This window comes from Dyella japonica (assembly GCF_040545895.1).
Classification (GTDB): Bacteria; Pseudomonadota; Gammaproteobacteria; order Xanthomonadales; family Rhodanobacteraceae; genus Dyella; species Dyella japonica_D.
The window spans coordinates 1-25,167 of sequence record NZ_JBEPMU010000001.1 but is presented as its reverse complement, the minus strand read 5'-3'; the positions used below and the strand labels follow the sequence as shown (position 1 = coordinate 25,167).

Genomic DNA, 25,167 nt, shown 5'->3' with positions numbered 1-25,167 from the left:
AAGGCCCGCTGCGAGCGGGCCTTTTTGCGTGTGTAATGTGTTGCTGCTGCTTACACGCCGGCCCACCCGTGGTTGCGGGTATTGTTATTGGCGTTGTTATTGTTCAGCGCGCGCGCATGCTCGGTCGCCGACGCGGAAGCGGCGGTCATGGCGACGAGGTTGGCGTGGATGCTGAACATAGTCCTGACTTCATCACATGTCGCGCCGGCTGACAAGCACGACAAAAGGTTTCATTTGTTCCCATCGTCATCGACCGGCCGCGGCTCGCTGATCCACGCCATGGCCTCGTCGAACTGCGCGTTGTGGAACAGCTTCAACTCCGCCGGCACGGCGAACCCCATGGCCGTCGCCGTCACGCGCATCCAGGGCACGTCGGTGACCAGCGCCACCCGATCCCATCCGCTGAAATGGCGAAAGCCCAGCTGCGCGTCTTCCCACATGGCGCCGGCATCGAAACCGGTGAAGTCGGGACCGACGTGATAAAGCAGGCGCAGCTTCCGGTTGATGGCGAAAGCCGCTTCGATATCCGGCACCAGCACCTGCGAGTAATCCGTGGCGGTGACCTGCCCGCTCGCGCGAAACCCCAGCGCGCCTGCCGGCAATCCTGGAATCTGTTCGATCATGATCGACGTCCCGTGGGTTATGGACGTCTGTATCGCAAAAGGTTTGTTACGGAGGCGTCATCGCTGCAACAAAACCCGGCGCGCGCTACGTAAGTAGGCGCGGGTGCAGCAAGCGCCGCAGCCCAGGCGAAGGCGCCTACGGCTTCGCCTGCGCGTGCGCGTCCAGCCAAGGTGCCAACGGAATGTGCCAGATGTTGTACTTGCCGTTGTCCCAGTCGGCACGAACGGTACCGGGCGCAATATCCGCCATCCGGTCGCTGGCGAAATAAAGCGTCTGATGATCGGGACTCAGTCGCGCCTCGGCATCGGAACCGGCGCTGTTCACGCCGTTGCCGAGATGAATCGGCGTGCCCCATTCGCCGTTGTCGCGAAACACGATGAACAGATCGATCTGCCGCGCCGGCGAACGGCTTGAACCAAACACCACGAACGATTCATCGGGCGCCACCGCAGGATCGACATCGGTGACGTGGCCATCGCTGAAAGGCAACGCCTGTGGCTCGTCGTAACCGTTGCGATGCCAGCTCGCACGGAACACCTGGAAGTGTTTGGGATCGGCCGCCGGATGCATGAAATAAAGACTGCCATCGGCCGCCACGCTGGGCGCGAAGGTGGAATCGCTGCGGTTCACCACGTCGGGCAAGCGCACGGGCGCGCTCCACTTGCCGTTCTCCCACACTACCTTCCACAGGTTGCCGCCATGCTCCGGAAAACTGCGGCCCATGAAGAATCCATCGAGCGGCTTGCCGCCAGGCGTCTTCGGTCGATTGGAAACGAACACGAGGAAACGCCCGTCGGGTGACATGGCCGGCTCCATGTCGCTCCATTGTCCGGAGAACGGCGCGGTGACCGGCGCGGACCAACGCCCATGATCGAGATGGCTGACGAGAATGCTCGAATTCGTGCCCTCGCTGCGCGTGAAATACACGGTGCGCCCGTCCGGCGTGAAAGCCGGCGCGCTATCGTGCAAGGGCCCCGAGATCACACCGGGCGCGAAGATGGTCGGCGTAACATCCTGCGCGGCGGCATCCGCACAGACAAAAGCGAGCACGGCAACGAACGCGTAGCGCAGCATTCCGATACCTCGTGAAAGGAGTGCCGGATGCTAGCGCCCCAGCGAGCGCGGGCAAAGTGTGCTCAGTCCGGCGACGACGCTTTCCGGCTGACACGACGCTTGCGCGGAGCCGACTCGGCCGCGGCAATCAGGCTCTGCAGATACGCAATGCCTTCCTCTTCCGGGAAAAAAGCCACCACGTCGGCCACGCTCAAGTGGTAGCGCTCACGCAACGCAAGGAACTCGCGCCGAGCGCGCTCCATGGGCTTTTCGTTGGCATCGTGGCGACGCGCCTGCTGTTCCTTGTCCAGAGCGGCCAGTTCTTCCTGGAACTGCCGATAAGCGTCTTTTTGGATAGCCATCGCAAGAAAGGGTCGCGGCGATGCGGGGCGGGCATTGTCGCACGTCATTTCAAGGTCGTGGAAACCTGCGCTGCCGCAAGACCTTCATACGGCGACGGCCACGCGACGGCATCGTCATGAGAACGTCAAATGGCGCTCGATTCCTAGGAATTTCATAAGAATTGCGTTCGCCGAAATCCGCGTTTGCTTTAACCGCACACGAACGACCCGCTCGATAGGCTGACCTTCCACGCGACAACCCACAGGAGTGCATATGGATCCGATGACCCTTGATGCGCCGATTGCCAGCGCGGAACACGACGCCAGGCGCGTATCGCCGGAGCCCGCCGAGGGCTATGTGCTGGACCCGTGGTCCGGCCTCTACACGGAAACGGAAGCGGCTTATCGACACCGGCTTCAGTCCTCCGCACTCCGTGCCTGACACGAGAAACCCCGCCGCGGCGGGGTTCTTTCTATCCGTTGGGAAATTCCAGGTATTGCGGCAGATCGTCGGTAATCTCGAACCACGGCGCCTTCGAGCCCACGAAGATGTGCTTGTTGGGGCGGATGGAAGGCGCATCCACCAACGTGCCCATGGCCACGTGCACAAAGGCGCCATCACGCACCACGGAATAAAGCAGCGAACCGCAGGCCGCGCAATGCGCGTCGTGACCATCGGGTTCACCCACGATCAGCAGCCCGTTCGCGCCCTGCACCACCGCCAGCTTCTCGCGCTCGATGCCAGCGAACGGCTTGAACGCCGAACCCGTGGTGCGGCGACATTGCGAACAATGGCAGTTGGCGGCGTACACAAAGGCATCGTGCACCTGATAGCGCACCGCGCCGCAATAACACTGGCCCGCCAATAGCCGGCCGGTTTCCGTCGAACCCATCGCCCCGCTCCTCGCCCCTGCGCTCGGCTGATCTTAGCGGAGCCATACCGGGCCGTATTGGCGGCCTGCGATGCAATGGGTCAGTTACTGCCCCTCACCGTCAGCATGTGCGCGAATGCCTCGCAGCATGATTTCCGCCTGGATATGCCCCGCAATGGCCGCTTCATCGGCCGCATGGCCATCCAGCGTCTCCAGCAGCGTGGCAAAACCATACAGCCACGCCCGCCAATACACGGCCTCGCCCCGCTCGAAGACCTCGCAAAAGACCTCGACAGGCTCGCCCTGCTCATCAATCAACGTGAAATTCATTTCCATGGCAGCAACCGCTTGTGGGAAGCACAGCCGTACCCAACCGCGAGACAAGGCGGTGCTTCGCGGGTACGAAACTCAGTGCGGGGACAACGCTGTTGTTTTCTTGCTCAGGAGAGAATCAAGGAGCGTGCCAGCGGCGGCGATTTCCTTCCCGATACACCGGGATCCGCCCCCTTCGGCAACTAAAAGCTGGGACGAACGCCGCTCAACTGCTCCACACGGTCATTGCGACCACGCTCGATGCCATCAGTGTTGCGTGAAGGATGCACGCCACATTCAGCATGCCCAGCGGAGCCTCCGCCCTTTGTCGACTCATGGCTCGTTCCACCACGCCGAATACCAGGCAGATGAATGACGTTGTCACAAGAACAACGGTCAGTATGAAGGCCGCCATGAATCGCGACATGTCCTGCCAGCCATCGCCATGCGTGATGGTGAAGTCGACAATGAGAGTTGCCGTGGCAACCAGGATTTCAATGCAGAAGATGACCAGGAGCCCCCGGCCGTGGGGCGGATTCGTACGATTCGTCATGCGGCAACCACAATGAACTCGCTTACGGAAACCGCGAGGCGCCATCTCGAATTTGCTGTTGATGCTTTCGCAGCTCGCGAAGCCGATGGCGCTTCTCCACTGCGCGCAGCAGAGGGCGATCAATGGCCAGCACAACCAGAAGCGTCAGGCACACACCAGCGAGCATCGCGGCACCTAGCGGAAAGGAAGGGTGGCCCCGTCCCTGGGGCCGGCCGATCCAGCGAGCAGATCAACGCTTTTGCGTTTGGTCGCTCGACTTCCTCTTTGAATCGGCAGAGCCATAGTAGGTACGGCCACATCTCGCAAACATCAGACAATTCCTACTATCAAGATCACATGTCAGGCCAGCATAAATAGGGAAAGACTGTTCCCTGTAAGGCGGACATCTCTTGCCTAAAAAGGAAAAACGCGCCCAGCCCTGACTCGCTGTCGAAGACAGTTCGATAAGAGAAAGAGAAAAGGCTCAGAGTCGTTTTTTCACAAACTCACAGCAGTCGGCTTGGTTCTGCGGGACGTATCGGCGTGAATCCGTTCGCATGCCAACACACCGATCTATTCGCTTCAGGGGGTGGCTTGACCGCAACCCGATCGCGGAATCTCGGCGCCACGCTGGAGATTCTCGATGAGCCGATCAATGACTGTCACAGGCACGAGCTGTCGAAAAATCGGACGACGAACAAACCCGCTCGCAGCGTGGACGCTGGCGGCATTTAAATCCGCCCTTCGTTCGATACTTAAGCAAACACGCCCATGGCGACACGGCAATTTCCTGGTGTTACCGCTACACCCGAAGACTTATGCCGTCCAGCGAATGGACTCGCCCGGTGACTAGCGTAGCTTGCCGTCGCACATTCTTTCGGCGCACGCGGCCACGGGAGATGGATGGCCGAAGGCGTCCCATCAAGGAGAGCAAGCATGCGCTTCAAAGCTATAGGACTAGCGATTGCAGTTGCCGCAATTTTCTGTACTGCGAAGGCACAGACCATCGGCCAGACGCGGGAACCCCTTGTAAGTCCGACGCTCACTTCACTGGCCGATCAGGAAAAGTTCGGCCTGGTGACACTTCCCGGTTGCAGCGGAACCTTGATTCGAAACGATTGGGTTATTACGGCCGCTCATTGCGTCGAAAACGCGGGGGCAGCCGTGTCGCCTGGCTCAATCACCGTCTCCGCCAACTTTGGCGGCGGCCAATCCCATAAGGGAATGCAGATCATCCGGTTCAGACCCGCCGACATAGCGATCGTGCAGACCGACCGGCCATTCACCGTTCACGGTTCAACCGTTGGCGTGCAGAGGCAACTGGACACATTTGGCATATACCCCAAGGACATTGGCCAGCAAGTGATTGTCTTTGGCCGAGGTATCGATGCGTTTGCAACGCGCCAAGGCGGTGCCGACGTGCCGGCCCACTCGGATGGCCAGTACAGGCAAGGGACGTCAACCATCGCCAGCGTCAAATATCAGGTCTTCAGCGTTGCCAACGGAACAACGCCCCACGCTGCGGGTGACAGTGGAGGAGGCATTTTTCGCGCCAGTGATGGCGAACTCATAGGCGTACATTCCAGCTCTAAGGCGCTTGGCAGGTGATCGACGTCGCCGCGAGCCTTTGATTCACCACCGAAGGGCGCTACGTAATTGCGAATAGGCCTTTAGACCGTCTTGCTAGCGTCCAAATCTGGAGCAACCCTAGTTCGAGCCTTCTCAAGACGCCAAAACGGAAGACCGCCTGATGGACCCTGTCAGTCATGCGCATGCCGTGGCAAAAGCTCTATGCGAGCTCTCTCAGGAAGCCATCGCCCAAGACACGCTGCCGAGGCCACTCGCGTCAACTATGTATGCGGCGGCGAAAGATGCAGCCGATAAAATGCGATCTTGGTGAGAGATTGAGCGCTTTCGTCTCACTGATCAGGATTGGAAACGCGCTTGCGACACTGTGGTTGATCTCGAAGCACTTGCTAGCCTGGCACACTTAGCGGTTACGACGAAGCTCACTCCAGCAAACGCGATGCATTTGGCTTCCGTTTTGCGCTATACGGCGGGCAGAGTCTCGATATCTCTACGAAGAATCTACGAAAGCGGTCGCTAGTTGGCCGCGATCATCGAGGCGACCTGCCACGATCAGAGCCGCATGTTTGCCCGGCAGGCAATCGGGTCGGTGATCTAGGTAAAATCCTGCGAAAGGCGGTTGCGGCTGAGCCCTGTCAGCCCGTGGAGCTCCATCGCGGAATATACCTGCTCCCACCACCACAGGCGGTCCCGATGGTCGATTGCGATTGATGGCATGTGGACCAGGCGCTCAAAGGCATCCCAGAGCTCTTCTTCGGGCCGCCCGGCCGATTTGAGCCGGCGCAGCTCCGTATCCAGATGCTCAAAGATTACCGCCAGCTGCTCTCTCGTATAGCTCACAGGACATCCGAGCTGAGCATGATGGACGTTCTCACGGAAGGCGGGCGCCGGGGCGGTCCTATCCTGTGGAAGTGGGCCGCCCCGTCGCTATCCCGTTGCGAGTCCTCATCGGCCCAACGAGACAGCTGGGTCTCGATGTAGAGGTGCATCGTCGCATGCACTCGCACTTCTGTGGTCGGCAAAGCCGTCCAGTTGACGCGAATCACACCGTGCGCCTCATGGCGCTGGTCTTCGCGACTAAAAGAAGCGAACCACCGTGTCTGATCTTTCGTTTCCTCGTAAGTGGCTCGGTAAGCTACTTTCCTATGGATTCCGATCACTTCACCCATGGGTCGGTCCTATCTAGCCAGTGCCCCTGCGGGTCCCACCATAGCCTTTAGACCGTATGCCGATGTGAAATAGACGGCCAGATCAAGTCTGTAACCAAAATCGACGGCTCGCACAGGCGAACGTAGGCCGCGGCATAGCTGCCGAAGCTGTAGTGCTCAAGGGGTATTCGCTTCGAAAAGTCGTAAGCGCCTGCAAGTAGCCTACCCCTGTGAAGGCTGTTTGTGCCGGACCAGATTAGGTCCGCGCAAGAATGCGCGCAGTCGGATAGGCCTCGCCTGTACCGAGGGGGCGTCCTCTACCCGTCGCGCTTGGGAGGGCCCAGCTTCTGCCGGCGCCGCCAGTTTCGGCAACAGAAATAGATGCTAAACGGAGCCCACCACCCCCCTTGCCAAGCATTTGGCGATGAGTATCTTTCTTCGCCGCCGATCGCTACGGGATCGGCGGAGGCCGCGCCCAGCGGCGCGACGACAGTCCCAAATCCATGTTGCTTACCAGAGGATATGGCTATGCGCACTGTGCTCGATTTTTCACCACTACACCGCTCAAGCATTGGCTTCGAACGCGTCTTCGAACTCCTTGAGAGCGCGGCACGGACGCCGCCGCCGGACAACTGGCCGCCCTTCGATTCGGTAAAGGTCAGCGATGATCAGTATCGAATCACGATGGCCGTTGCCGGGTTCACTCGCGACGACCTGCAGATATCGCTACAGGACAACATGCTCACCGTCAGCGGCGAGCGCCGCACGGACCATGTAGGCGAGGTTCTGCATCGCGGGATCGCCAATCGGCCGTTCACCCGCCGCTTCGAGCTTGCAGAACACATGGAGGTGGTCTCTGCGGATCTGCGCGATGGGCTTCTCGTGATTGACCTCAAGCGCGAGATTCCCGAAGCGCTAAAACCCCGCCAGATACCCATTGGCAAGGTCGATAAGGCGTTGGCTGAGCCCCGTCGCTTAGAGACCCAAGCGGCCTAAGCAATCACCCAACGCAGTCACGTCTCCGTTTCACTCCCTGGCATTTTGGGCGGTGGCCGCAAGCTGCCGCCCCTTTTTCATGAGTACCGCTTGCCGGACCACACCTCCGTCGCATGACCTTGACTACGCGATGACCTACGCCGTGCGATTCGTAGAGGCCCAACTAGCAGGGCTACTGTCATGTCAGACGACACAACCAAGCGGGGGCCGCGCGATGCCGACCGCGTAAACGTCAATGAGGACTATGAGGTCCGCTACTGGACCCAGAAATGGAACGTCACAGAGGCGCAACTCAAGGACGCCGTGAGGCGGGCCGGTGTCATGGCGAGGGACGTGGCTAAGGCTCTGGGCAAGCGGTGAGTGCCAGGCGGTTGAGAGCCGCCCCGTGATGATGGTTTCGACAATGCGCTGACCGCGCGCTAAGCCGGGCTGAAATAGCCTTGGTTCGCGCCCGCCCATTCGGTGTTCGTTCCTGGCCTATGGCCACAACTCCTGCGCCGTCGTAGCCAATGGGCGGGCGCCGGGGCAGCCTGTGATCCTCGGGCTGCCCCGCTTTTTATCCGCCGCTCGCCCACTGCCTGGGCCGATCGCTGGCCGCCGGCATCCATTGGAAGAACTCTTCAATCCGGCGCTGCACGGCAAAATGGACCAGCACGGAAACGTCCAAGCCATCAGTGCCAGTGGTTGAAACGGATCCTTCGGCGAGCATCAGTTCGTTACCGCGCGCCAACGTGGCGCTCCAGAGAGCTGAGTCGCCCTGCTCGCGGTACGTCGCCTCGTAGTGAATCCCCTGATGCAACCCTACGATGTCGCCCATTGCAAAATCACCTCGCAAAAAGTACCAGCCCCTGCGATGAGTGAATTTAGAATTTTGGCGGTAAAAGAATGGTCAAGGCCCGCAAGCGCCATCACTTCGGCTGACTCGGATCACCGCGGTATCGCCATATGGCCTTCTCGAGTTCGGCGTTCGTTTCGGGAAAGCACCCAGCCTCATCGCAGAAGATCGAGAACACGACTCTCCAGGCTTCGCAGTCGCACTCGCCAGCGCAGCGCACCAGGGCTCGCAGGAACAGGGAATAGGCGTGGCTAGGTCGACGTTGTAGCCTGCTGAGCGCGAGTAGCGCTTGATGCCCGACATTGACTTCGCTCAACGACAATGCCGCTGTCTCTGCAGCGAGCCAGTTCACATTTTTTTCGAAGGCTGATTAGCCATGCGAGATAGCACGTTCATCCAGATTGTTAGGTAGCAAGTAGTCGTGCAGGTTGGCAGAGCTCAATGATGAGCGCTCATCAAGGAAGGTTGCCTTATGGAAGCGAAGCATCTGGCGTTATCTCTGCGTTCGGTCGCTTGCGCAGCGGCCCTGTTTGCCTTTTCGACAATGGCTATTGCGGCCGACGATACCAACAAGACTCTGCAGAGCACGGCCGTTCAGTACGGAACCGGCTACTTCAAAGTTGTAGAGCCGCTCTCGGTCAACTGCCTTTACGGCGTAATTTACGTCAACAATCTCTCCAACGATGCAGGCCAGCGATCGATGTTCGCAACGGTGCTCGCCGCGCAAGCAAGTGGCTTGAAGATTTCGCGTGTGAGCTACGACGTCGACACGGCAGGCCGTTGCACTGCCAACCTCGTCGAAATCAGCCAATAGTCCTTTGATGGCGCCCTAGCGGGATGCATCGAAACACCGATGTGGTGATCGGTCCCGCAAGACACAGCCGTCCTGGCTTTCTTGGAGATACTCATGAAAATTGTTCCTCGCAGCCTCTATGGGCTGCTTGCGTTCGCGTGTATGGCATCACCGGCGTTTGCTGGAACAGCCATCTCGCTATCAGTCGTTGGATCCCCCCAGCCCGGCAAGGCATCGATCATCCAGGCCCACCTCACCGGCACGCACATCGTCTACTTCGGACCGCCGTCGGTGAGATCCGGTGCCGTGAAGTTCTATGCCAACGGCCAAGCAATCGGCACCGTCTATCCGGCTGTAGGTAACTCTACTGGCGCGCAATGTGGCCCGAGCGGGGACCCAGTGCTCCCGACGATTTGCGTCGCGCCGGAGTCGACACTCGCTGTGAGCTTCACGTTCCCGGCAAGCAATCCTTCCGTTGCAAACATCTACGCCCACTTCGATGGCGATGCTGACTACAGCGGATCCTCGTCGCCGACTCTCACAGTCACGGCGCACCGCCCGAGCATAGGCTCGGTCGTAGACCTGCTCCTGAGCGACTGATCCCCTCAGTTTGCAAATCCAAATACAGGAAAACACCATGAACAAGAAGTACATGATGCTCGCGGGCGTGACCGCGCTACTGACCGTTTCGGCTGCCTTTGCGACCAGCGATAACAATAAGACGATCCAGCAGGTAGGCGTCCAATACAACGGACCAGGCTATGTAGTGTTTAATGAGCCGCTAAGCGTGAGCTGCCAGTACGGCCTCGTCTACATCCCTGATGTCTCCACTGCTTCAGGCAAAGCAATGCTCGCCGTGCTCCTGAGCGCGCAGGCTGCGGGCAAGCCAATTTCCAGACTCGATTACACGCAGGCTGCAGATGGCACCTGCAGCGCCGCAATCATTGCGGCCGGATCCTAATCCAAGCTCTCGAACTAGACCGAGTGGAGGGGCACTACTGCGCCTCCACTTGATGATATTCGCAAGCCACCCTTCCCTTATACTTCAGCCCTTCGTTCGGCCTATGGGCGGTGGTGATGAATAAGGATCGGTCAGCGGATGGCCTGCGTGGCTTGGCGGCGCTCAACGTATTGTTATGCCACCTGCTGATCTCTAGCTACCCGCGAGCGTTCGAAGGGCTCTATCCCGGGGCGGCAGCAGCGGATGCCACACCCAGCAAGCTTGACGCCATCATTGGCGCCCCCTTCCTGAACGTCCTATGGAACGGTAATTTCGCCGTCTGTGTGTTTTTTGTGCTGAGTGGGTATGTGTTGACGAAGTCATTCGTCGATACCGGAAGCATGGCTAGCCTGCAGGTGCGCGCGGCGAGGCGATACCTGCGCCTTTCCGTTCCGATTCTCGGAAGCACTCTACTGGCCTATTGCTTCTACGCCGCCGGGTTCAACTTCGCTGATGACATGAAGCTGGTGACCCATTCTCGATGGCTGGACCAGTTCCACGACATACCGGTGTCGATCGCCACTGCATTGCGTGAAGGTCTCTATGGCGGAATTTTTCTGGGGAAGTCAACTTACGCGCCTGTCCTTTGGACGATGAAGATTGAGTTCATCGGATCGATGCTTGTGTTTGGCTTTCGAGCCATAAATCCGAAAGGCTGGTCGGGTGCCGTCACCGCAGCCACCACAACATTAGCCCTAGTCCTATGGTTTCCCCAAGACTGGCCGCTATACATGGGATTCTTGGCTGGAAGCTACCTCGGCCAAGTCAAGCTCACCTCCAGCCGCCTTCTCATCGGTTTGCTGCTCATCATTGCGATCTATGCAGGCAGCTTTGACTTCACTGGTCGGTATAACTACGCCGCGGCGTTACCCATCAACGATTGGGGACGCAAGCACCTGTTTAATGTGCTCGGCGCCGTGGCACTGCTATATGTGGTCCGGTGTGGAATCTTTGATCGGGTACTTCAAAGTCGTCCAGCGCAGTTCCTTGGACGTGTGTCGTACTCTCTGTACCTAGTTCACATCACAGTGTTATTCAGCATCTACTCTGGAACATTCTCCTTTCTTCAACGTTCGTCGCATCTCGATTACGAGGCGACTACTGCCGCGGCGGCAGGCATAGCCATCCTGGCATCGCTCGTCATCGCCGATACTTTTGAGCGAATCATCGATCGCACCGGCATTCGCCTATCGAGAAGCGTTTTCCCGGATACGCACCTTGTGGATCGCGGAACCGCGCGTGGCGACGTTAGCGTTATGGCTACTCCTCATGACGAAGGTGTAGGTGCCGGCAGCAACGCCTGAGTGCCTTCCGGCAACTCATTGAAGAATGCAATCCACCGACAATCACTGGCATCCACCTCTCCGAGGTTTGGATAAACAGCGGATTCCTGTTGTCCGGCAAAGAAGGTGATGATGGTTTCTTTCGAAAGATCGGAGAACTGAACGATGATCATGGCCGTGTTCCTCAGATGGAGTAGCCTGCGATCGCCACGTTAGCTCCGGTCACGGATCCGGATGAGACCACCGCACTCCACCAGAAGGTTTGGGCGGTGAGGAGCGGGAAGCTCGTGAACGGAACAGATGACTGGCCATTACCAGCCGTGCTGTTGGCATTCTGCACCGTATAGGCCGGATTCGCGCTTGAATTGAAGATGTTGACAGATGGGTTCAGAGACCCCGATGCGCTGTTGATGGCTAGCGCACCGCGCACGGTCCGCGCGTTCTTTGGGACAGGCGTGACACGCACTAGCGGACTGATGCGCTCCTTCGAAAACCTGCTCCGCGGCATCCTCTTTGGGCTGCAGCAGGAGAATGGGGCACGGATCCAGGAGCGCGAAGTAACCGAACACGTTTTCCAGAAGCGCGGTCTTGAGCAGCTGCGTGCTCACCATGACTGTGACGTTGTGCACGCCAGGCTCGGTCACGGCGAGCATCGGCCCGCGCGTGATGCTTGGGCTTTGGTGATCGCAGCGCCCCACGAAGGCTCGGCGTGGGGTCGTTGTCGGTTAGGCCTTCGATGATTGCAAAGCGAAAGACCTGGCCAGCTTTAATCTTTGCGCGCTTCGTCGTCTCCAACTTGCCAGTCGCCTCGGTAGCACGCAGCGCGTCCAGCAGCTCTCGGGATGTGATTTCGCTGATCGGTCGATTGCCGATGTAGGGAAAGAGAAATGTTTCGAGAATCCAGCGGCTCTTGTTCGCGGTGATCTCCACAACGTCCTGTCGCTCCATCCACAGGCGAGCAACAGCCTCGAAGGTCTGGCTTTCCACCTTTTCAGCGCTCGTGCGAGCCTGGCGCTCGGCGACCCTCTCAGCGCTGGGGTCGATGCCGCGGGCGATCTGCCGGCGGGCATCTTCACGACGACTGCGAGCCTCCGCCAGACCGACATCAGGGTATCTCCCCAGCGCCAGGACCTTCTCTTTGCCGTCTATACGGTATTTGAGGCGCCAGAGCTTCCCACCACTAGGGGCGACCAGCAGGTACATGCCTGCGCCGTCCGCCAGCTTCTTGGGTTTATCGCCTGGGGCGGCTTTGCGGACTTGCAGCTCGGTGAGCTTCATCTGGGGGTATTTTCTTTGCCTGCCTAGGGGCATCTTGCCATATACCCCCAGAAGAACCCCCAAGCGTGCTGGGATTCGATGGCATGCCATGAAACCTTATGGCACAAAAAAACCCGCTAAGTAGCGGGTTTCTTTGACGTTTCGGGACTCTATGGGACGTCCTGAAACTAGCTAATGGTGCCAAGGGGGGACACGAACTTCGCTCTACTGAGCGGCTTCTGAGGCGCCAAACTGCTAGATGCCCCCAAATATGCCCCCAGCACTCACTCGCTTGCCTCCCACCAATGCCCTGGCCTCTTGGGTTTAGGTGCATCCAGCAAGGGATCGGGGGCCTTAAGAAGAGGGTCGACCCAGTCAGCCTTAGCTCGAGCCCAGGCTAGCCATTCCGAGAACTCAGCCGTTCCCTCACCACCGGAATTTGCCTCTACTGCCTCTAGGTACCTTCTTAAACGACAGGCCCGCTCCCATCTCACAGCATTCGCCTCTAGCTCCTCGAATAGAGCACGCTCTTGCTCCCAGCGTTGAAGCTCCTGTTCGTAACGCAGCTGCCTCTGCCGCCTCTCTTCGGCCTCCCGCGCCTGCCGTTCCTCCTTCGCCCGGATTTCCGAAGACAAGGCAACGATGCCTGCTATCACCTCCGCCAATCTCGCCTCCAGGCGAGTACGACCGGTGTCATTCCAAGTTCGAGAAGGCCAATGGCCGGCTGTTATGGTCAACTGCCCCGTGGGGAAGTAGTCATATCGTGGAATGCTCGGATACTGTGCTCCGTACCGATCCGCAGACTTCCAGTAACGCTCTTTCGCCTTTTTCTCCTCTGGCGTTTCAACGTGCTCTCGACGGGTAATGCGCTCCGTTACCTTTAGGCCAAAATGAGTGCTTTCGAAGATGAGCAGAGTCCTCTTCTTCTCGCGGTCTATTTCCACCCCCGCTCCAAGATTCGAAAGCCCTAAAAGCAGCGCGTTGACCAGCGCAAGAGCACGGTCAAGCGATCCCGCGGTGACCTCAATGTCTAGGACCTCATCGGGTGCGGATAGCAAGCGCTTCTCGGAGGCACTGTCTAAACGGGCAAGCCGCTGCTTGGCAGTGGTCACTAGTGGATGCTGGACTGTCTGCTCGACAGGCACTGGGACCTGCCCAAGGGACTTCTTCGTCTCCTTCGCTCGCTGCTCGATGGCCTTTTTCGCCTTGACCTGTTCGGAGTCATAACGCGTGAGGCTCGCGACCTCCCGAAATCGGCCCGAGCTGGGCAGCGGGGTTCGCTTCACTTGGGCACCGGAGCGTACCTTCGCCCAATAGCCACGGGCTGGCAGAGGGATCCCCATGGTCTTACAGAGTTTTGCAAGTCCGACGTCAGAGAGCCCGTAACGCCCTGCCACGTCCGTCACGGGATCCGTCCAGACCTCGTCGTATAACGACTGCCGACCCACTTTCTGGCTCATACGCTCACCGTCGGCACATACAAAGCCAAGGAGACCAGCCGGGATGGTGCCGAACGTGTGTAGCCGACGGCAACCTTTCTTAGAGCATGAACTGGGCGCCTACGCTGCTGCACGCGCATTGATGTCCAACAAGACGTTAACGATAGCATCTGCGTCGGCATCGCCGAAGACTCCATCAAGTCCCTCATGATGAAGCGCGGTAAATGGGGGATCGTAGAGTTGCCCAGCTTCCATCACGCCACTTGCCGTAAGTCGGTCAATAACCATCTCGACGAATCGGATCTGCTGGCTGCTGTAATGATTGGCGTCCAGAAAGCGTCCAAAGGCTTCTTTGGCAGCATTTCGATCCAGACCTACCAATGAACGGATGAGCACTGTCAGGGGCTTGTCCACTCCGAAGCACTGCTCGAACCGCTCCCGGCTCTCAACTGGCTCCGACTCGTAAACGAACCGCTGCAGTTCGGCCAGGTCCGTCAGTGTCAGCTGACGATTGTGTTTGAGCTTGGCGATGGCCACGTGATTCTCGTTGGATCGGATATAGGCCTCGAACTTCTTTTTGTACTGAGCGAGGTTGATACCCGTACTGAAGTCCTTGAGAACGACCTCACTCGACTCGCCCTTCTCGTCCGTCAACAGCGTGTAGACCGGCTTGATCGACTTGCGCTCGATAAACTGAATCAGGCCACGCAACCGCCGCCGTAGGCGCTCAACCATGTCGACTGTGACGTCCTTCCAATACTCTTCGGTCTGAACGTCCTGGATCAAGGACAGCTCTGCGCGAACAGTGGGAATCGCATTCATGCGCTCCAAGTCACCCGCTAATTCAATGATGCGATCGCGATAGGTCACCAAGTCTGCCGTTGACCGGACTAGCGCCAGCTGGAGACTGAGACATATCAAGTCGAACAGCTTGGCCGTGATGTGTTCCGACTCACGCTGACTGGGCAAGCCAGCCACATGGGCACGCAGATCACCAAGCGAGGAATCATCGAGCGCATCCCAGGCCTTGCGATCGGCAAACCGGACGACGTGCTCGCGTTCGGTACGCACGATGAAGTTGTCGAGGTTCATGGCGGCCACTTCGCCGTGAAGTAGCTCCACGAGTCCATTCTGAAGCGACGGCCCATCACCATAGGGCGCTGCCGTTTCGGCCACGCCGCCGCGATCTTCACGCAGCAATGCCAGCAGATCCAGGCGGGCCTTAAAGAGGCGCTTACCCAAGGGCTCGGCCACCGAACCCAGCGCGCCCTTTGGATTTTCGTTGAAGTATTCGAAGTTGCCGCAGAAATCGAAGATGAAGAACTCATCTTTGTCGACGTCGGGTGCGAACAGGTTCGGGCACAGTCGCGTACCGCGACCGATCATCTGCAAAAACTTGACCTTGGACCGCACGGCCTTGAAGAACACTAGGTTCAATACTTGGGGCACGTCGATGCCGGTATCCAGCATGTCGACCGAAATGACAACCTGCGGCAGCTTGTTTTGCTTGCTTTCAAAGTCATCGATCAGGGTCTGGGCGTATTTCACCGCGTGCGTGATCACACGGGCGAATTCACCCTTGTGTTGCGGGTAGTGGTGATCAAAACGCTTGGCGATGAACTGAGCATGGTTTTGATTGACCGCGAAGATGATGGTCTTGCCAATCTTGTCGCCACCCTCCACCTTCAAGCCATTTTCCATGAGGTGTTGGAGCATCAGGTCCACAGTGTGTTCGTTAAACAGCTGCTTGTTGACCTCGGACGCATGCACTTCGGAAGGCGGCTCTTCCTCTTCGTCCTCACCGGCCCGGTCGCCCCAGTCCAGTGATTCCCAATGCTCCTTCTCCACATCGCTCAGTTCGTCGTAGCGAATGCCCTCACGCACGAACTTGATGGGCACCGAATGGGCCTTCGGTGCCACCAGATAACCGTCGGCCACGCCTTCGTCCAGGCCGTAGGCATCGGTGGGGACACCGGTTTCCAGCCCAAACAGGTGATAGGTGTCGCGATCCACTTCATCACGAGGGGTCGCGGTCAGGCCAACAAGGTAGCTATCGAAATAGCGAAAGATTGCACCGTATTTCTGATAAACGCTTCGGTGGGCTTCGTCGATAATCACCAGATCGAAATGGCCGATGCCATAACGGCGCTCGTCGCCGATCATCTCGTCGATCAGACCCATCATGGTGGGATAGGTCGACAGGTAGACACGGCCTTGACCGTTTTTATCGGCTACCAGATTGACCGGACTGGAATCAGGCAAGTGCTCCTTGAACGCGTTGGTTGCCTGCTTGACCAGAGCCACGCGATCGGCGAGAAACAGTACGCGCTTTACCCAGTTAGCGCGCATCAGCAGCTCGACCAGCGCAATAGCGGTACGGGTCTTGCCCGTGCCGGTGGCCATGGTGAGCAAACCTGCGCGACGCCCCTGAGACAGCGCCTCGGCCATCGCCCGAATGGCGCGGTGCTGATAGGGGCGCTCCACAATCGCCGTGTTGATGCGCAACGATGCCGGATCGGTCTGTAGCTGGCGACGCTGGATGGCAAGCGCCAATTCTTCGCGGCTGTAGAAGCCCTGCACTTCGCGCGGCGGCGCGCGGCGATCGTCCCACAGCCAGGTCTTGTGGCCATTGGTATAGAAAATAAGCGGGCGCTGGCCACGTTCGGCCTCCAGGCAATCCGCGTAGAGCTTCGCTTGCTGCCGGCCCACCTCAGGGTCACTCAGACTCCGCTTAGCTTCGACCACCGCCAATGGCTTACCATCGGCGCCCCAGAGCACATAGTCGACAAAGCCCTCACCTTTCGAGTTAGGCATGCCGCTGACTGGCACTTCGACGGCGGCATTCTTGCCGATCTCCCAACCAGCCTCACGCAGCAACACGTCGATAAAGAACCGACGCGTGTCCGTCTCGTGGTAGTCGTGCGTATCCGGCACCGCGATATTGGCGGCCTTGGCCTGCGCCAGCTCAGCTCGAGCGGCTGCGCGATCCGCGTCGACATTCGCCAGCAAAGACTCTCGCTCGGCTAGCGTTGCTGCCTGCTCGGCAATACGCGCCTCGAGCGCCTCCAATTTGGCGTGCTGCGCTTCCAGCTGCTGTTGGAATGTGGATTCTTGCTTTTTGAGCTGATCGCGCGTCAGTGCGATGGCTTCATCCGCGCGCACCAGCTTTGGCAGGCGCTTCTCATCGAATTCCGCCGCGATGGACTTGGGATCGCTGGCGCGCGTATAGGTGCGCGCCAGCCAAAACAGAACATGGAATAGCTCGCGCACTAACCTCAACGCGTCCAGATGCCCCACCGGCTGGTTGCCGTGCACCGTCTGATTGCCAAATTTCTGGATTAGCCGCGCCTTCTGATGAATCGGCGGCGGCAGCAGCCGGACAAACTCGGTTTGCGTCAGCAAGACGTTGAGGCTGTTGTCGTACGGCATGCGCAAATCGCGATCATGCTCGTACAGCCAATGCACCGCTTGCTCCAGCGCATGGCGCGTGCGCATGCAGCAGGCACGTGGATCGGAATAGACCAGTTGCTCCGCACCCCAGGCTGGCTCGAAGAGCGACTTGAACTCGGATTGGAGAAACTGGAAATTTGTCATCGGTCAGCTATTCCGTGCAAGTTGGCCAGAGAAGGCTTTCTGTTGAAGCGATTTGAGCAAATAGGCCATCTTCTCGCCCGAAGCAGCCATTGCCCTGACCCTCCCTTCAGCCGCGCTAGCGACTTCGCAAAACTTGGCCACGAGGGGAGCCGGGGGGGAAATGATGGGTGCACTCTTAACGAAGGAGACATTGAGTGTCGGCTGACTAACCGTTCTTGTTTTTTGTAAGAAGTAACGCTGTAGTGAAGGTGTTCTTAGACATTCACGCACAAATGAACGAATGTTCGGCTCAAGCAATGGCACTCGCGTGATAGCTCGCGCGATGTTGTAACCGCGGGCAGCCGGAGGAACTGAGGCAATTCCCCCAATCGAGCCGACGCACGTTACGAGCAACTCATTCCCATTAAGGCGAGAACGTCCATACATCTTGTCAATCGCGGGATCGATCCTCTTAACAGAAGCCAGATCAAGCCTTCCTCCTTCAATGTCGCCCACTCGTATGAGCGGCACACCGTCATCAACATGATCCCCAGGCTGCACCACTCCGTAGTTAATTCGATCATTCGGGTCACAGATCTCGAACAGCTCCTTTTGTGGCCAACCCATCGGATTCGTCACTGGGTCGCCGAACATATCCAGGAAGACAGACTGAAGCAGTTGATCGAGCTTGGCGATGGCTTCGCGGCGCTTGACGCGCAGCGCGTCCGCCTTGTCCAGAATCGCCGCGATGCGACGCTGTTCCGAAAGCGGAGGGAGAAAAATCTCGAGCTCAGTAAGATGCTCGTTCCGAAGGTTATTGATATTTGCACCAGCGGCTAGCTGCGAAATTCGCTGCCGATAGGATTTCGTTTGGAAGAAATGCGAGAAGTATCCCGGATCAACTTTCTTATTTGGCCTCAATACTTTGCAGAACGCACCAAATCCACCATCGAAATCCTCTAGGGCACGCGCAGCCTTTCCTACGACCTCAATGCTCCCGCTCGATGCGGCAATCACAACATCGTGCTTCTTGATGAATTGGCGGATACCAACCCTCGCCTGAGGCACGAAGACGAGGTCGTCAAACGTAAGCCCGTTGTCCGTGATGTTGTTCGCGCGGAGCACTGGTTTAAAGCCCGGCCTTGGAAGCATCACAACGTCATCTTTTGAATATGTGACTCCGCGTAGCTGCTCGCATAGATCTCCAATCTTAGCCACAGATGCGACGCTCACTTCAGCATCCCCTCTAGCTCCTCCATTCCCTGCATGATCTCCGCTTCCAAGTGCCTTAGATTGGCCAGAATCACTCGTGGCGACTCATGTTTTACTTCCTCGTACACCACCTTCTTATAGCGATTAATAGATAGATCGTAGTCGTTACCAGCAATCTCCGCTTTCGGAACCAGGAAGCTCTGCTCAGTGCGAGCACGCTTTGCTTCCTTGTCGCGATGCTGCCAACGCTTGATTACATCCGGTAGATTGTTGTTCTCGTGCTTACCCGCATCCAGCTCGTTTCGCTTATCGTCAAGCGAGTAGCCATCTGCCTGCATGTCATAGAACCAGACGTTATCCGTGCCACCGGAGTTGGTTTTAGTGAAGAGCAGAATGGCCGTGGATACACCCGCATAGGGACGGAACACGCCTGACGGCATGGAGACGATGCCGTCTAGCTTGTGATCATCCACCAGCATGCGGCGTAGTTCTTTGTGTGCCTTGCTGGAACCGAACAACACACCGTCTGGCACGATAACCGCCGCGCGGCCTCCCGCTTTCAGCAAGCGCAAGAACAAGGCGAGGAACAGCAGCTCCGTCTTCTTGGTCTTGACGATAGCCTGCAGATCTTTGGCCGTACTTTCGTAATCGAGGCTGCCGGCAAACGGCGGATTGGCCAGGATCAGGCTGAAGCGTTCTTCCACGCCAGCATGGCTTTCACTCAAGGAGTCGCGATTCTCGATGGCGGGGTCGTCCACGCCGTGAAGCATCATGTTCATGGCCCCAATGCGCAGCATGGTGCTGTCGAAATCAAAGCCGTGGAAAGTGTCGTGATTGAAGCGACGAATTGCCTTCTTATCGGCGTAGATCTCATCACGATGGTGCTGGTCGAGATACTCCGCCGCCGCGACCAGGAATCCCGCCGTACCACAGGCCGGATCGCAAATGACGTCCATCGACTTGGGCGCCATCATGTCCACCATCAGCTTGATGATGTGGCGGGGCGTACGGAACTGTCCGTTCTGCCCTGCGGTGGCGATCTTGCCCAGCATGTATTCGTAGACGTCGCCCTTGGTGTCGCGGTCTTCCATTTGCACCGCATCGAGCATGTCCACAACCTTGGCCAGCAGTGCGGGCGTGGGAATGGTGAAGCGCGCGTCCTTCATATGGCTGGCATAGGCAGACTCGCCATCCGCACCTCCCAGTGACTTGATGAAGGGAAACACCCGCTCCGCCACCAGCTTGTACAGTTCGGCGGCATCACCCATCTGCCGAAATACCGACCAGCGCAGCTTCTGCTGCTTGCTGTTGAAGATGGGGTCCTCATCCGGCTTACGGGTACGCGCCGCCTTCTTGTCCTTAAGCGTCTGCATTTCATCCAGGCGCTTGATGAAAAGCAGATAGGTCATCTGCTCGATGACTTCCATGGGATTGGAGATGCCGCCACTCCAGAATGCGTCCCAGATGCGGTCAACCTGAGTTTTGATGGTGCCTGTAATCATTTGACTCAACTTCTCAAGGAATTCTTGCGTAAATTTCTAGGGGAACGGGCTAAGGGGCTAGGGCATTGCCCGCTCATGCGGCCATTTGCTTCGTCGGCAATGTCAATGCCGGTGACTTAGCCCTCGCAAAGTCGCTCAAGGCAGCCCTCTGATTGCTGGGCGGAATGCGGCTGACATCTGCATGACCTTCTCGACAATCCAGTCAACGTACTCTGGCCAGCGTCCTTCCTCTTCCAAGGGACAGTCGGCTTTGTAGATAGCGATACGACAAGCATGGGCATCGGGTAGCTCTTGCCAGTCAAGTTCGAAACCCAGCGCCGCCTCGATTTCTGACTTTTTCTCCCGCAATTCGGCGAATCGCCGCTTCGATTCTTTGTCATTGATGTACACCTCCACCCCCAGACGAGAGTCTCGCTGATTGGAAGTGGGGTTCAGACCGAAACCTGCTCTCCCTAGCGAAATCTGGATCCAGTGCTGGGGTCGGGGCTTTTGAGGCTTGATGGACGACGTTTTTTCAGCCAGCCGCGCTACAAACCTCTTCCAGAATTCCAGCTGCCTCTGCTTTGTTGGTGTTGCGGCGCTCGCCGCACGCGCCATCTCCCGGCCGGACTTGGCCCAGTTATCGGGCTTGGCCACCACTTTAAAGCTCGGCGCTAGCGGGGAGTCGGCGATGCGCCACAGCTCAATCTCGACCGCGAAGAAATTCAACTCATCCGTGGTGTTGGTGTTGAGAAAATTGATGGCAGCCACATGCTCCGCACGGAATGTCTCGGCGATCCAGATGACTTTTTTGGCGCCAATGCCAGCCGCGTACGTAATGATTTGCCCAAGATGCCCGTGGTTTGTCTTCTCGAGCTGGTTTTCGATGATCACGGGGCCGCCGTCGTCCGAGCACAGAATGTCCAGTTTGAAGTCACCTACCCAGTGCTCGGCCTGAACTAACTCCAGCTCATCCAGCCCCAATGCATCGGCCAGCCGATCGAGGTTGTCTTGTTCCGCCAGCCATGGCGTGAACTCCAGAGCTTCGTGACGCCAAGCCTCGCGAAGATCAACACGCTGGAGCTGACTAAGATTTGGCTTCATGGATTGCTTTCCTTGATGGCGACCTTGGTCTAAGGCGCCTATGAAACTCGGGCATCATTTATATGGCTTTGTCAGCCAACACTCGCTTCCTGCCGTACCAGCACAACCATCACCAACAACTCACTTGCCCTCACGTTGCTATTTCGGCAGCCAGGCCGGTTCTTTGACAGCCATTCCACTCTTCTCGGCTTTCCCAACATCACTCATCACCATCAGCTCTTTTCGCCAGCTTGCTTGATAACTCTGCCAGCCGACCTGCCCTTCTTTAGTTTCCGATCACTCGATGTCGTTGCCGTCAAATTCCCAGACGTCAGAAGGGCTCCCCTTGAGCAAAACGATCACAGCACCCGACTCCGTCTGAATTTCAGCTGGCATGGGGGTGAACAGATAGGGACTATTGGCTCCCAAGTGAATCACTTCCGCTCGCTTTATGTCCCACCATCGCTTGTCCCGCTCTGCGAACACGACATATGCGTTCTTGGGAAGGTTTGACAGCCTTTCGATTAATGCCGCCACCGTCAGACTCGGCGCATCCAGAACGCCTCCAACAGAGCCGCAAATAGACTGCTTCTCTTCCGTCTCGTTATCCGAGATCGCACGAGCTCCTAACTCGCCCCCGACGTCCAGGGAAAGCGTCTCGCTGTCCAATCGCCGAACGGCATAACGGGCCAGCGAGATAACCAGTTGGCTGACCGCACCCACACCATCGTGCTGAAGGCGTGTCAGAACGTCCTTCGGAAGGGATATTTGGGTGAGCTGAGCATCTGCCCGAGGCTGCCTTTCCATTTGAACGACAAGCCTATTCCCCTCCCTAGGCAAAGTACTTAGGCGAGCATTGGGCCAAAGGTCGTCCAAGGCCAGCACGTACTCCTGCTTTGCCCGCCCTTCCAGGTGGCTAGGAACCGACCGCGCGGCCTCTAGCGACGCCGGGGCTGCCCCCTCATGGGCATCGGCACGCAGAGTCAGCCCCTCTGCATCCAACCAGGCAATGGCCTGACGAGTTAGGGCAATCAATACCTGATTAATGCTGCCGAAGGTTTCAAACCTCAGGCGACGCAGGAGTTCCTGCGGGATCGCAACCTGGAGTGGTACGTGCCCAGCACGGGACGGTCGGCCAGTGACGAGCACTAAAAGATGATCAGACCTCGCCCGCAGCGCCATAGGCGGCAGACTGTGCTCGCTGCCGGTAGTTGGTGCCTCGCCAATTTGACTACCGACGCGCGCCATAACCGCCTCAAGAAAACCATCAATACCATCAGTGTAATGCCTGACGTCGTTTCACATCCTCCTAAACCACAGCTCAAAAAGACAACACCCAGTGATTGTATTGATTGCTTTGATGGTGCTAGCGTACTCGGCGCCGGGATCGGGCATGTGTGCACGCTTGGCCGGCTGGCGCTAGCCGACGACGCAACTCGCGCACCACGCGAGCAAGCGATCACCGCCCACGAATCAGTTCACTCGATGGATATGGAGGATTGAATGGCACTTCGCACGATCACCGGCCACCTAATCAGCTGGGGCTCCACAGAGGAGAATCAGAATGGCGCAAGGCACTACTCCTACCTCCGCTTCGACACAGAGAACGGTGGCGACGGATATTGCGAAGGCGTCATGACGACGCCCGTTCTGGATTCCCTGCTCCGCAATCGCAATAGCCAGACGTTTTTCCTCGCCGAATTTCAGATGCCACGTTTTTTCGGCAGCGCAAAGAAGCATGTGCTTTACGCCGTCCGGAGCCAGGGCCGAACGACAGAGACCATCCAACAGACCTGTCGCCTGGTCTCTCAGCAAAAGGTCGAGGCGTTCAAGCTTCTCTTCTACGGACTCTTTCTCTTGGCGCTCTACGGTTTCGGATTGCTGCTTTGGGTCTGGGCAGTACGACTGCTTGCAGTCCGCCTTCCTGCAGAGGCCATGTCGCGGGAGCTACAGCGCTGCTCCGCTTGAACTTCTCGCTCACTCCAGCCCCGGAGCAGGCCGCTTCGTGAATCAGGAAAACAACGAACTTCTCTGCAAAGCCTACCCCGAGCTTTACGGCGATTACTTTGCTTTCGCTTGCCCGGACAGCTGGGCGCCACTCCTTCATCACTTCAGCAGCAAGCTGCTGAAGCATGCAAGGGCTGCCGGACTCGCGTTAACCGTCACTGATATCAAAGAAAAGCGCAACGAACTGCGCATCTACGTCGACGGAACAGATGCTGAGGCAGATCGAATCATCGAAGACGCTGAACAACAGTCGCTCCATGTTCCCGCCGAAGAACACCATCAGAGTTGACACCAAGGCAAGGATCCACATGGACCTCTTTCTTGATTGCGAATGGGCGGATATCGAGGCGTCAGAGCTGGTTTCTCTTGCTCTCGTATCCTCAGACGGTGAACACGTATTTTACGCCGAACGGCAAATCCTCCCCGAAGATCCAACCCCTTGGGTGAGTCTCGTTGTCTATCCGCTGCTTGATCGCGGACATTTTGCGATGAGCGACGCAGATATGACGCAGGGCCTCCGGGCCTTTCTCGCTCGAATCGCGAGACCCTGCATCTGCTACGACTTCGAAGCGGACCGACGCCTATGCGAGATGGTCATCAGAGGCACGCCGGGTCTTCATTCGGATCAACCAATCGCCTCGGCACTGTCATGGCTATACCTCAGTGACATCCGCCCTGCCCTTGACCGCTGGTGGAGCACACACTCTGCGTTGGCAAACAAGCGGCATCACGCGCTGGTGGATGCACAAGCACTCCGTGCGGCGTATCTCAGCCAATGGGGGATCTGACGTAGTGATCGTCTATCTCGATTTAGACGGCGTTCTTCACCACTACGACGTCTATCTCGACCAACGCAACCGAACCATCCTTCGTGGAATGGGGGTTCTGTTCGAGTACGCCTCTCGACTCGAAAGCATTTTGGCCCCCTACCCCGACGCCAAGATCGTGTTGTCGACAAGCTGGGTAAGGGTCAAAGGCTTCCAATATGCAGCGGATCGACTACCCGATGGCCTCAAGAGTCGTGTCATCGGCGCGACCTGGCACAGCAAAGTGGCTGCCGATTATCAATTGCTCTATTGGTGGCTAAATCACTCAACGCGATACGACCAGATTGCCAGGGATGTCCGTCGACGAATGCCCGACGACTAGTTAGCCATTGATGACGATGTCGAAGGATGATGGCCCACTGAAGCCCGGCGCCACTTGATAGCGTGCGATCCAGTACTTGGGCTTAGCCAACCCGACGTCCGTCTAGCATTGGAATGAGGCTAGCCACAATGGCTATCCGTCGCTGACAAGCACCTCAAAAGGAGCATGTCGTGCGATACCACCTCTCCCTTGAGATGGTACCTCAATGACCTATGAGTAAGACGCCTATACGTTGGCAGCCCAGTGGGGGACGCCAGGCCATCACTTTTGGCGGATTCTGGTCCAATGTGGCGCCCCTCCCAAACCGACCTATTATTCATTTGAGGGGCCTGCCCAACGGAGGTGGCGTCTTGCTCTTCGTCGCGGTGCCTGGGTCCTCTCCAGCGCGCGTTACACACTCGCCCACCTCGCAAGAAATTGCTCCCTATTGTATTTTTACAGCATTCTGTAATTAGTTTGCCGAGCCGATTGCGTTGACGGGCATAGCTTGAGCTAGATGTGTCGACTCCCCTCAGATCAGTGCCACGAATAACTAGAGGTGGCCGGATCGTTCTGGACACGGAATTCGGCGGGCGTCAGCCCGCCGAGGC

Annotated in this window: 29 protein-coding genes and 1 pseudogene; 12 read left to right on the top strand and 18 right to left on the bottom strand. The window is 57.9% G+C overall.

Annotated elements, in window-relative coordinates:
- Positions 1-50: 50 nt before the first annotated feature.
- From ABIC75_RS00150 to ABIC75_RS00135, 4 genes are all read right to left on the bottom strand, one after another.
- Positions 51-179 (bottom strand): hypothetical protein, encoded by a 129-nt coding sequence (locus ABIC75_RS00150; RefSeq protein WP_354011840.1) that lies wholly within the window; start codon positions 177-179, stop codon positions 51-53.
- Positions 180-230: 51 nt separating this feature from the next.
- Entirely contained in the window at positions 231-623 is a 393-nt protein-coding gene (locus ABIC75_RS00145; RefSeq protein WP_354011839.1) for an STAS/SEC14 domain-containing protein, read from the bottom strand.
- A gap of 136 nt (positions 624-759) precedes the next feature.
- Positions 760-1,698: a TolB family protein gene (locus ABIC75_RS00140; RefSeq protein ID WP_354011838.1), complete on the bottom strand. Its 939-nt coding sequence runs from the start codon at positions 1,696-1,698 to the stop codon at positions 760-762.
- A 62-nt stretch (positions 1,699-1,760) separates the two neighbouring features.
- Positions 1,761-2,039 (bottom strand): 2-hydroxyacyl-CoA dehydratase, encoded by a 279-nt coding sequence (locus tag ABIC75_RS00135; RefSeq protein WP_354011837.1) that lies wholly within the window; start codon positions 2,037-2,039, stop codon positions 1,761-1,763.
- A 253-nt stretch (positions 2,040-2,292) separates the two neighbouring features.
- Between ABIC75_RS00135 and ABIC75_RS00130 the strand changes: the two genes are divergently transcribed.
- The gene (locus ABIC75_RS00130; protein WP_354011836.1) at positions 2,293-2,460 is read left to right on the top strand and encodes a hypothetical protein; all 168 of its coding nucleotides are present in this window, start codon (positions 2,293-2,295) and stop codon (positions 2,458-2,460) included.
- Positions 2,461-2,491: 31 nt separating this feature from the next.
- Here the strand turns inward: ABIC75_RS00130 and ABIC75_RS00125 are convergent, their stop codons facing one another.
- The 3 genes from ABIC75_RS00125 to ABIC75_RS00115 all read right to left on the bottom strand — a co-directional run bounded on the left by ABIC75_RS00125 (position 2,492) and on the right by ABIC75_RS00115 (position 3,755).
- A complete protein-coding gene (locus tag ABIC75_RS00125) occupies positions 2,492-2,911 on the bottom strand; it encodes a GFA family protein (protein WP_354011835.1) in 420 nt (139 codons plus the stop codon).
- An 84-nt stretch (positions 2,912-2,995) separates the two neighbouring features.
- Positions 2,996-3,226, bottom strand: coding sequence for a hypothetical protein (locus tag ABIC75_RS00120; protein ID WP_354011834.1), 231 nt, complete (start codon positions 3,224-3,226; stop codon positions 2,996-2,998).
- A gap of 202 nt (positions 3,227-3,428) precedes the next feature.
- Positions 3,429-3,755 carry a hypothetical protein gene (locus ABIC75_RS00115; RefSeq protein ID WP_354011833.1) on the bottom strand — a complete coding sequence of 109 codons (327 nt, stop codon included), beginning with the start codon at positions 3,753-3,755 and terminating at the stop codon, positions 3,429-3,431.
- 915 nt (positions 3,756-4,670) lie between these two features.
- Between ABIC75_RS00115 and ABIC75_RS00110 the strand changes: the two genes are divergently transcribed.
- On the top strand, positions 4,671-5,342 hold the full coding sequence (locus ABIC75_RS00110; RefSeq protein WP_354011832.1) for a trypsin-like serine peptidase: 672 nt from the start codon (positions 4,671-4,673) through the stop codon (positions 5,340-5,342).
- 573 nt (positions 5,343-5,915) lie between these two features.
- On the opposite strand, the gene ABIC75_RS00105 is transcribed toward ABIC75_RS00110, so the two are convergent.
- On the bottom strand, positions 5,916-6,161 hold the full coding sequence (locus tag ABIC75_RS00105; protein ID WP_354011831.1) for a hypothetical protein: 246 nt from the start codon (positions 6,159-6,161) through the stop codon (positions 5,916-5,918).
- A gap of 836 nt (positions 6,162-6,997) precedes the next feature.
- Between ABIC75_RS00105 and ABIC75_RS00100 the strand changes: the two genes are divergently transcribed.
- Together ABIC75_RS00100 and ABIC75_RS00095 are read left to right on the top strand one after the other, a co-directional pair.
- Entirely contained in the window at positions 6,998-7,465 is a 468-nt protein-coding gene (locus ABIC75_RS00100) for an Hsp20 family protein (RefSeq protein WP_354011830.1), read from the top strand.
- A 180-nt stretch (positions 7,466-7,645) separates the two neighbouring features.
- The gene (locus ABIC75_RS00095) at positions 7,646-7,825 is read left to right on the top strand and encodes a DUF3606 domain-containing protein (protein ID WP_354011829.1); all 180 of its coding nucleotides are present in this window, start codon (positions 7,646-7,648) and stop codon (positions 7,823-7,825) included.
- A 196-nt stretch (positions 7,826-8,021) separates the two neighbouring features.
- Here the strand turns inward: ABIC75_RS00095 and ABIC75_RS00090 are convergent, their stop codons facing one another.
- Entirely contained in the window at positions 8,022-8,282 is a 261-nt protein-coding gene (locus ABIC75_RS00090) for a hypothetical protein (protein WP_354011828.1), read from the bottom strand.
- A 490-nt stretch (positions 8,283-8,772) separates the two neighbouring features.
- On the opposite strand from ABIC75_RS00090, the gene ABIC75_RS00085 reads away from it, so the two are divergent.
- The 4 genes from ABIC75_RS00085 (at position 8,773) to ABIC75_RS00070 (ending at position 11,397) form a co-directional block, all read left to right on the top strand.
- Positions 8,773-9,114 carry a hypothetical protein gene (locus ABIC75_RS00085; protein ID WP_354011827.1) on the top strand — a complete coding sequence of 114 codons (342 nt, stop codon included), beginning with the start codon at positions 8,773-8,775 and terminating at the stop codon, positions 9,112-9,114.
- Between the two features lie 93 nt (positions 9,115-9,207).
- Positions 9,208-9,693: a hypothetical protein gene (locus ABIC75_RS00080; RefSeq protein ID WP_354011826.1), complete on the top strand. Its 486-nt coding sequence runs from the start codon at positions 9,208-9,210 to the stop codon at positions 9,691-9,693.
- Between the two features lie 37 nt (positions 9,694-9,730).
- The gene (locus ABIC75_RS00075; RefSeq protein ID WP_354011825.1) at positions 9,731-10,054 is read left to right on the top strand and encodes a hypothetical protein; all 324 of its coding nucleotides are present in this window, start codon (positions 9,731-9,733) and stop codon (positions 10,052-10,054) included.
- Between the two features lie 116 nt (positions 10,055-10,170).
- Positions 10,171-11,397, top strand: coding sequence for an acyltransferase family protein (locus ABIC75_RS00070; RefSeq protein ID WP_354011824.1), 1,227 nt, complete (start codon positions 10,171-10,173; stop codon positions 11,395-11,397).
- Here the strand turns inward: ABIC75_RS00070 and ABIC75_RS00065 are convergent.
- The 9 genes and pseudogenes from ABIC75_RS00065 to ABIC75_RS00025 form a co-directional block, all read right to left on the bottom strand.
- Positions 11,361-11,549 carry a hypothetical protein gene (locus tag ABIC75_RS00065; RefSeq protein ID WP_354011823.1) on the bottom strand — a complete coding sequence of 63 codons (189 nt, stop codon included), beginning with the start codon at positions 11,547-11,549 and terminating at the stop codon, positions 11,361-11,363. The two genes, ABIC75_RS00070 and ABIC75_RS00065, sit on opposite strands and share 37 nt — an antisense overlap.
- Positions 11,550-11,687: 138 nt before the next feature.
- The gene (locus ABIC75_RS00060; RefSeq protein WP_354011822.1) at positions 11,688-12,029 is read right to left on the bottom strand and encodes a phage terminase large subunit family protein; all 342 of its coding nucleotides are present in this window, start codon (positions 12,027-12,029) and stop codon (positions 11,688-11,690) included.
- Positions 12,030-12,078: 49 nt separating this feature from the next.
- Positions 12,079-12,654: pseudogene (locus ABIC75_RS23085) on the bottom strand (tyrosine-type recombinase/integrase); the annotation flags it as partial.
- 263 nt (positions 12,655-12,917) lie between these two features.
- Positions 12,918-14,093 carry a hypothetical protein gene (locus ABIC75_RS00050; RefSeq protein WP_354011821.1) on the bottom strand — a complete coding sequence of 392 codons (1,176 nt, stop codon included), beginning with the start codon at positions 14,091-14,093 and terminating at the stop codon, positions 12,918-12,920.
- Between the two features lie 99 nt (positions 14,094-14,192).
- Positions 14,193-17,666 (bottom strand): DEAD/DEAH box helicase family protein, encoded by a 3,474-nt coding sequence (locus tag ABIC75_RS00045; RefSeq protein ID WP_354011820.1) that lies wholly within the window; start codon positions 17,664-17,666, stop codon positions 14,193-14,195.
- A gap of 3 nt (positions 17,667-17,669) precedes the next feature.
- Positions 17,670-18,878: a restriction endonuclease subunit S gene (locus ABIC75_RS00040; protein ID WP_354011819.1), complete on the bottom strand. Its 1,209-nt coding sequence runs from the start codon at positions 18,876-18,878 to the stop codon at positions 17,670-17,672.
- Positions 18,875-20,359 carry a type I restriction-modification system subunit M gene (locus ABIC75_RS00035; protein ID WP_354011818.1) on the bottom strand — a complete coding sequence of 495 codons (1,485 nt, stop codon included), beginning with the start codon at positions 20,357-20,359 and terminating at the stop codon, positions 18,875-18,877. The genes ABIC75_RS00040 and ABIC75_RS00035 overlap by 4 nt, the downstream gene beginning before the upstream one ends.
- 135 nt (positions 20,360-20,494) lie before the next feature.
- The gene (locus ABIC75_RS00030) at positions 20,495-21,442 is read right to left on the bottom strand and encodes a DUF4268 domain-containing protein (protein ID WP_354011817.1); all 948 of its coding nucleotides are present in this window, start codon (positions 21,440-21,442) and stop codon (positions 20,495-20,497) included.
- A gap of 276 nt (positions 21,443-21,718) precedes the next feature.
- A complete protein-coding gene (locus tag ABIC75_RS00025) occupies positions 21,719-22,669 on the bottom strand; it encodes a hypothetical protein (RefSeq protein WP_354011816.1) in 951 nt (316 codons plus the stop codon).
- A 255-nt stretch (positions 22,670-22,924) separates the two neighbouring features.
- Between ABIC75_RS00025 and ABIC75_RS00020 the strand changes: the two genes are divergently transcribed.
- From ABIC75_RS00020 to ABIC75_RS00005, 4 genes are read left to right on the top strand one after another with little or no spacing between them, the layout of a single operon-like run.
- Complete coding sequence (locus ABIC75_RS00020; RefSeq protein ID WP_354011815.1) at positions 22,925-23,389, top strand: hypothetical protein; 465 nt, start codon at positions 22,925-22,927, stop codon at positions 23,387-23,389.
- Between the two features lie 37 nt (positions 23,390-23,426).
- Positions 23,427-23,717, top strand: coding sequence for a hypothetical protein (locus ABIC75_RS00015; protein WP_354011814.1), 291 nt, complete (start codon positions 23,427-23,429; stop codon positions 23,715-23,717).
- 19 nt (positions 23,718-23,736) lie between these two features.
- Positions 23,737-24,216, top strand: a complete 480-nt coding sequence (locus ABIC75_RS00010) for a hypothetical protein (RefSeq protein WP_354011813.1) — start codon at positions 23,737-23,739, stop codon at positions 24,214-24,216.
- A gap of 4 nt (positions 24,217-24,220) precedes the next feature.
- A complete protein-coding gene (locus ABIC75_RS00005; RefSeq protein WP_354011812.1) occupies positions 24,221-24,577 on the top strand; it encodes an HAD domain-containing protein in 357 nt (118 codons plus the stop codon).
- Positions 24,578-25,167 lie beyond the last annotated feature (590 nt).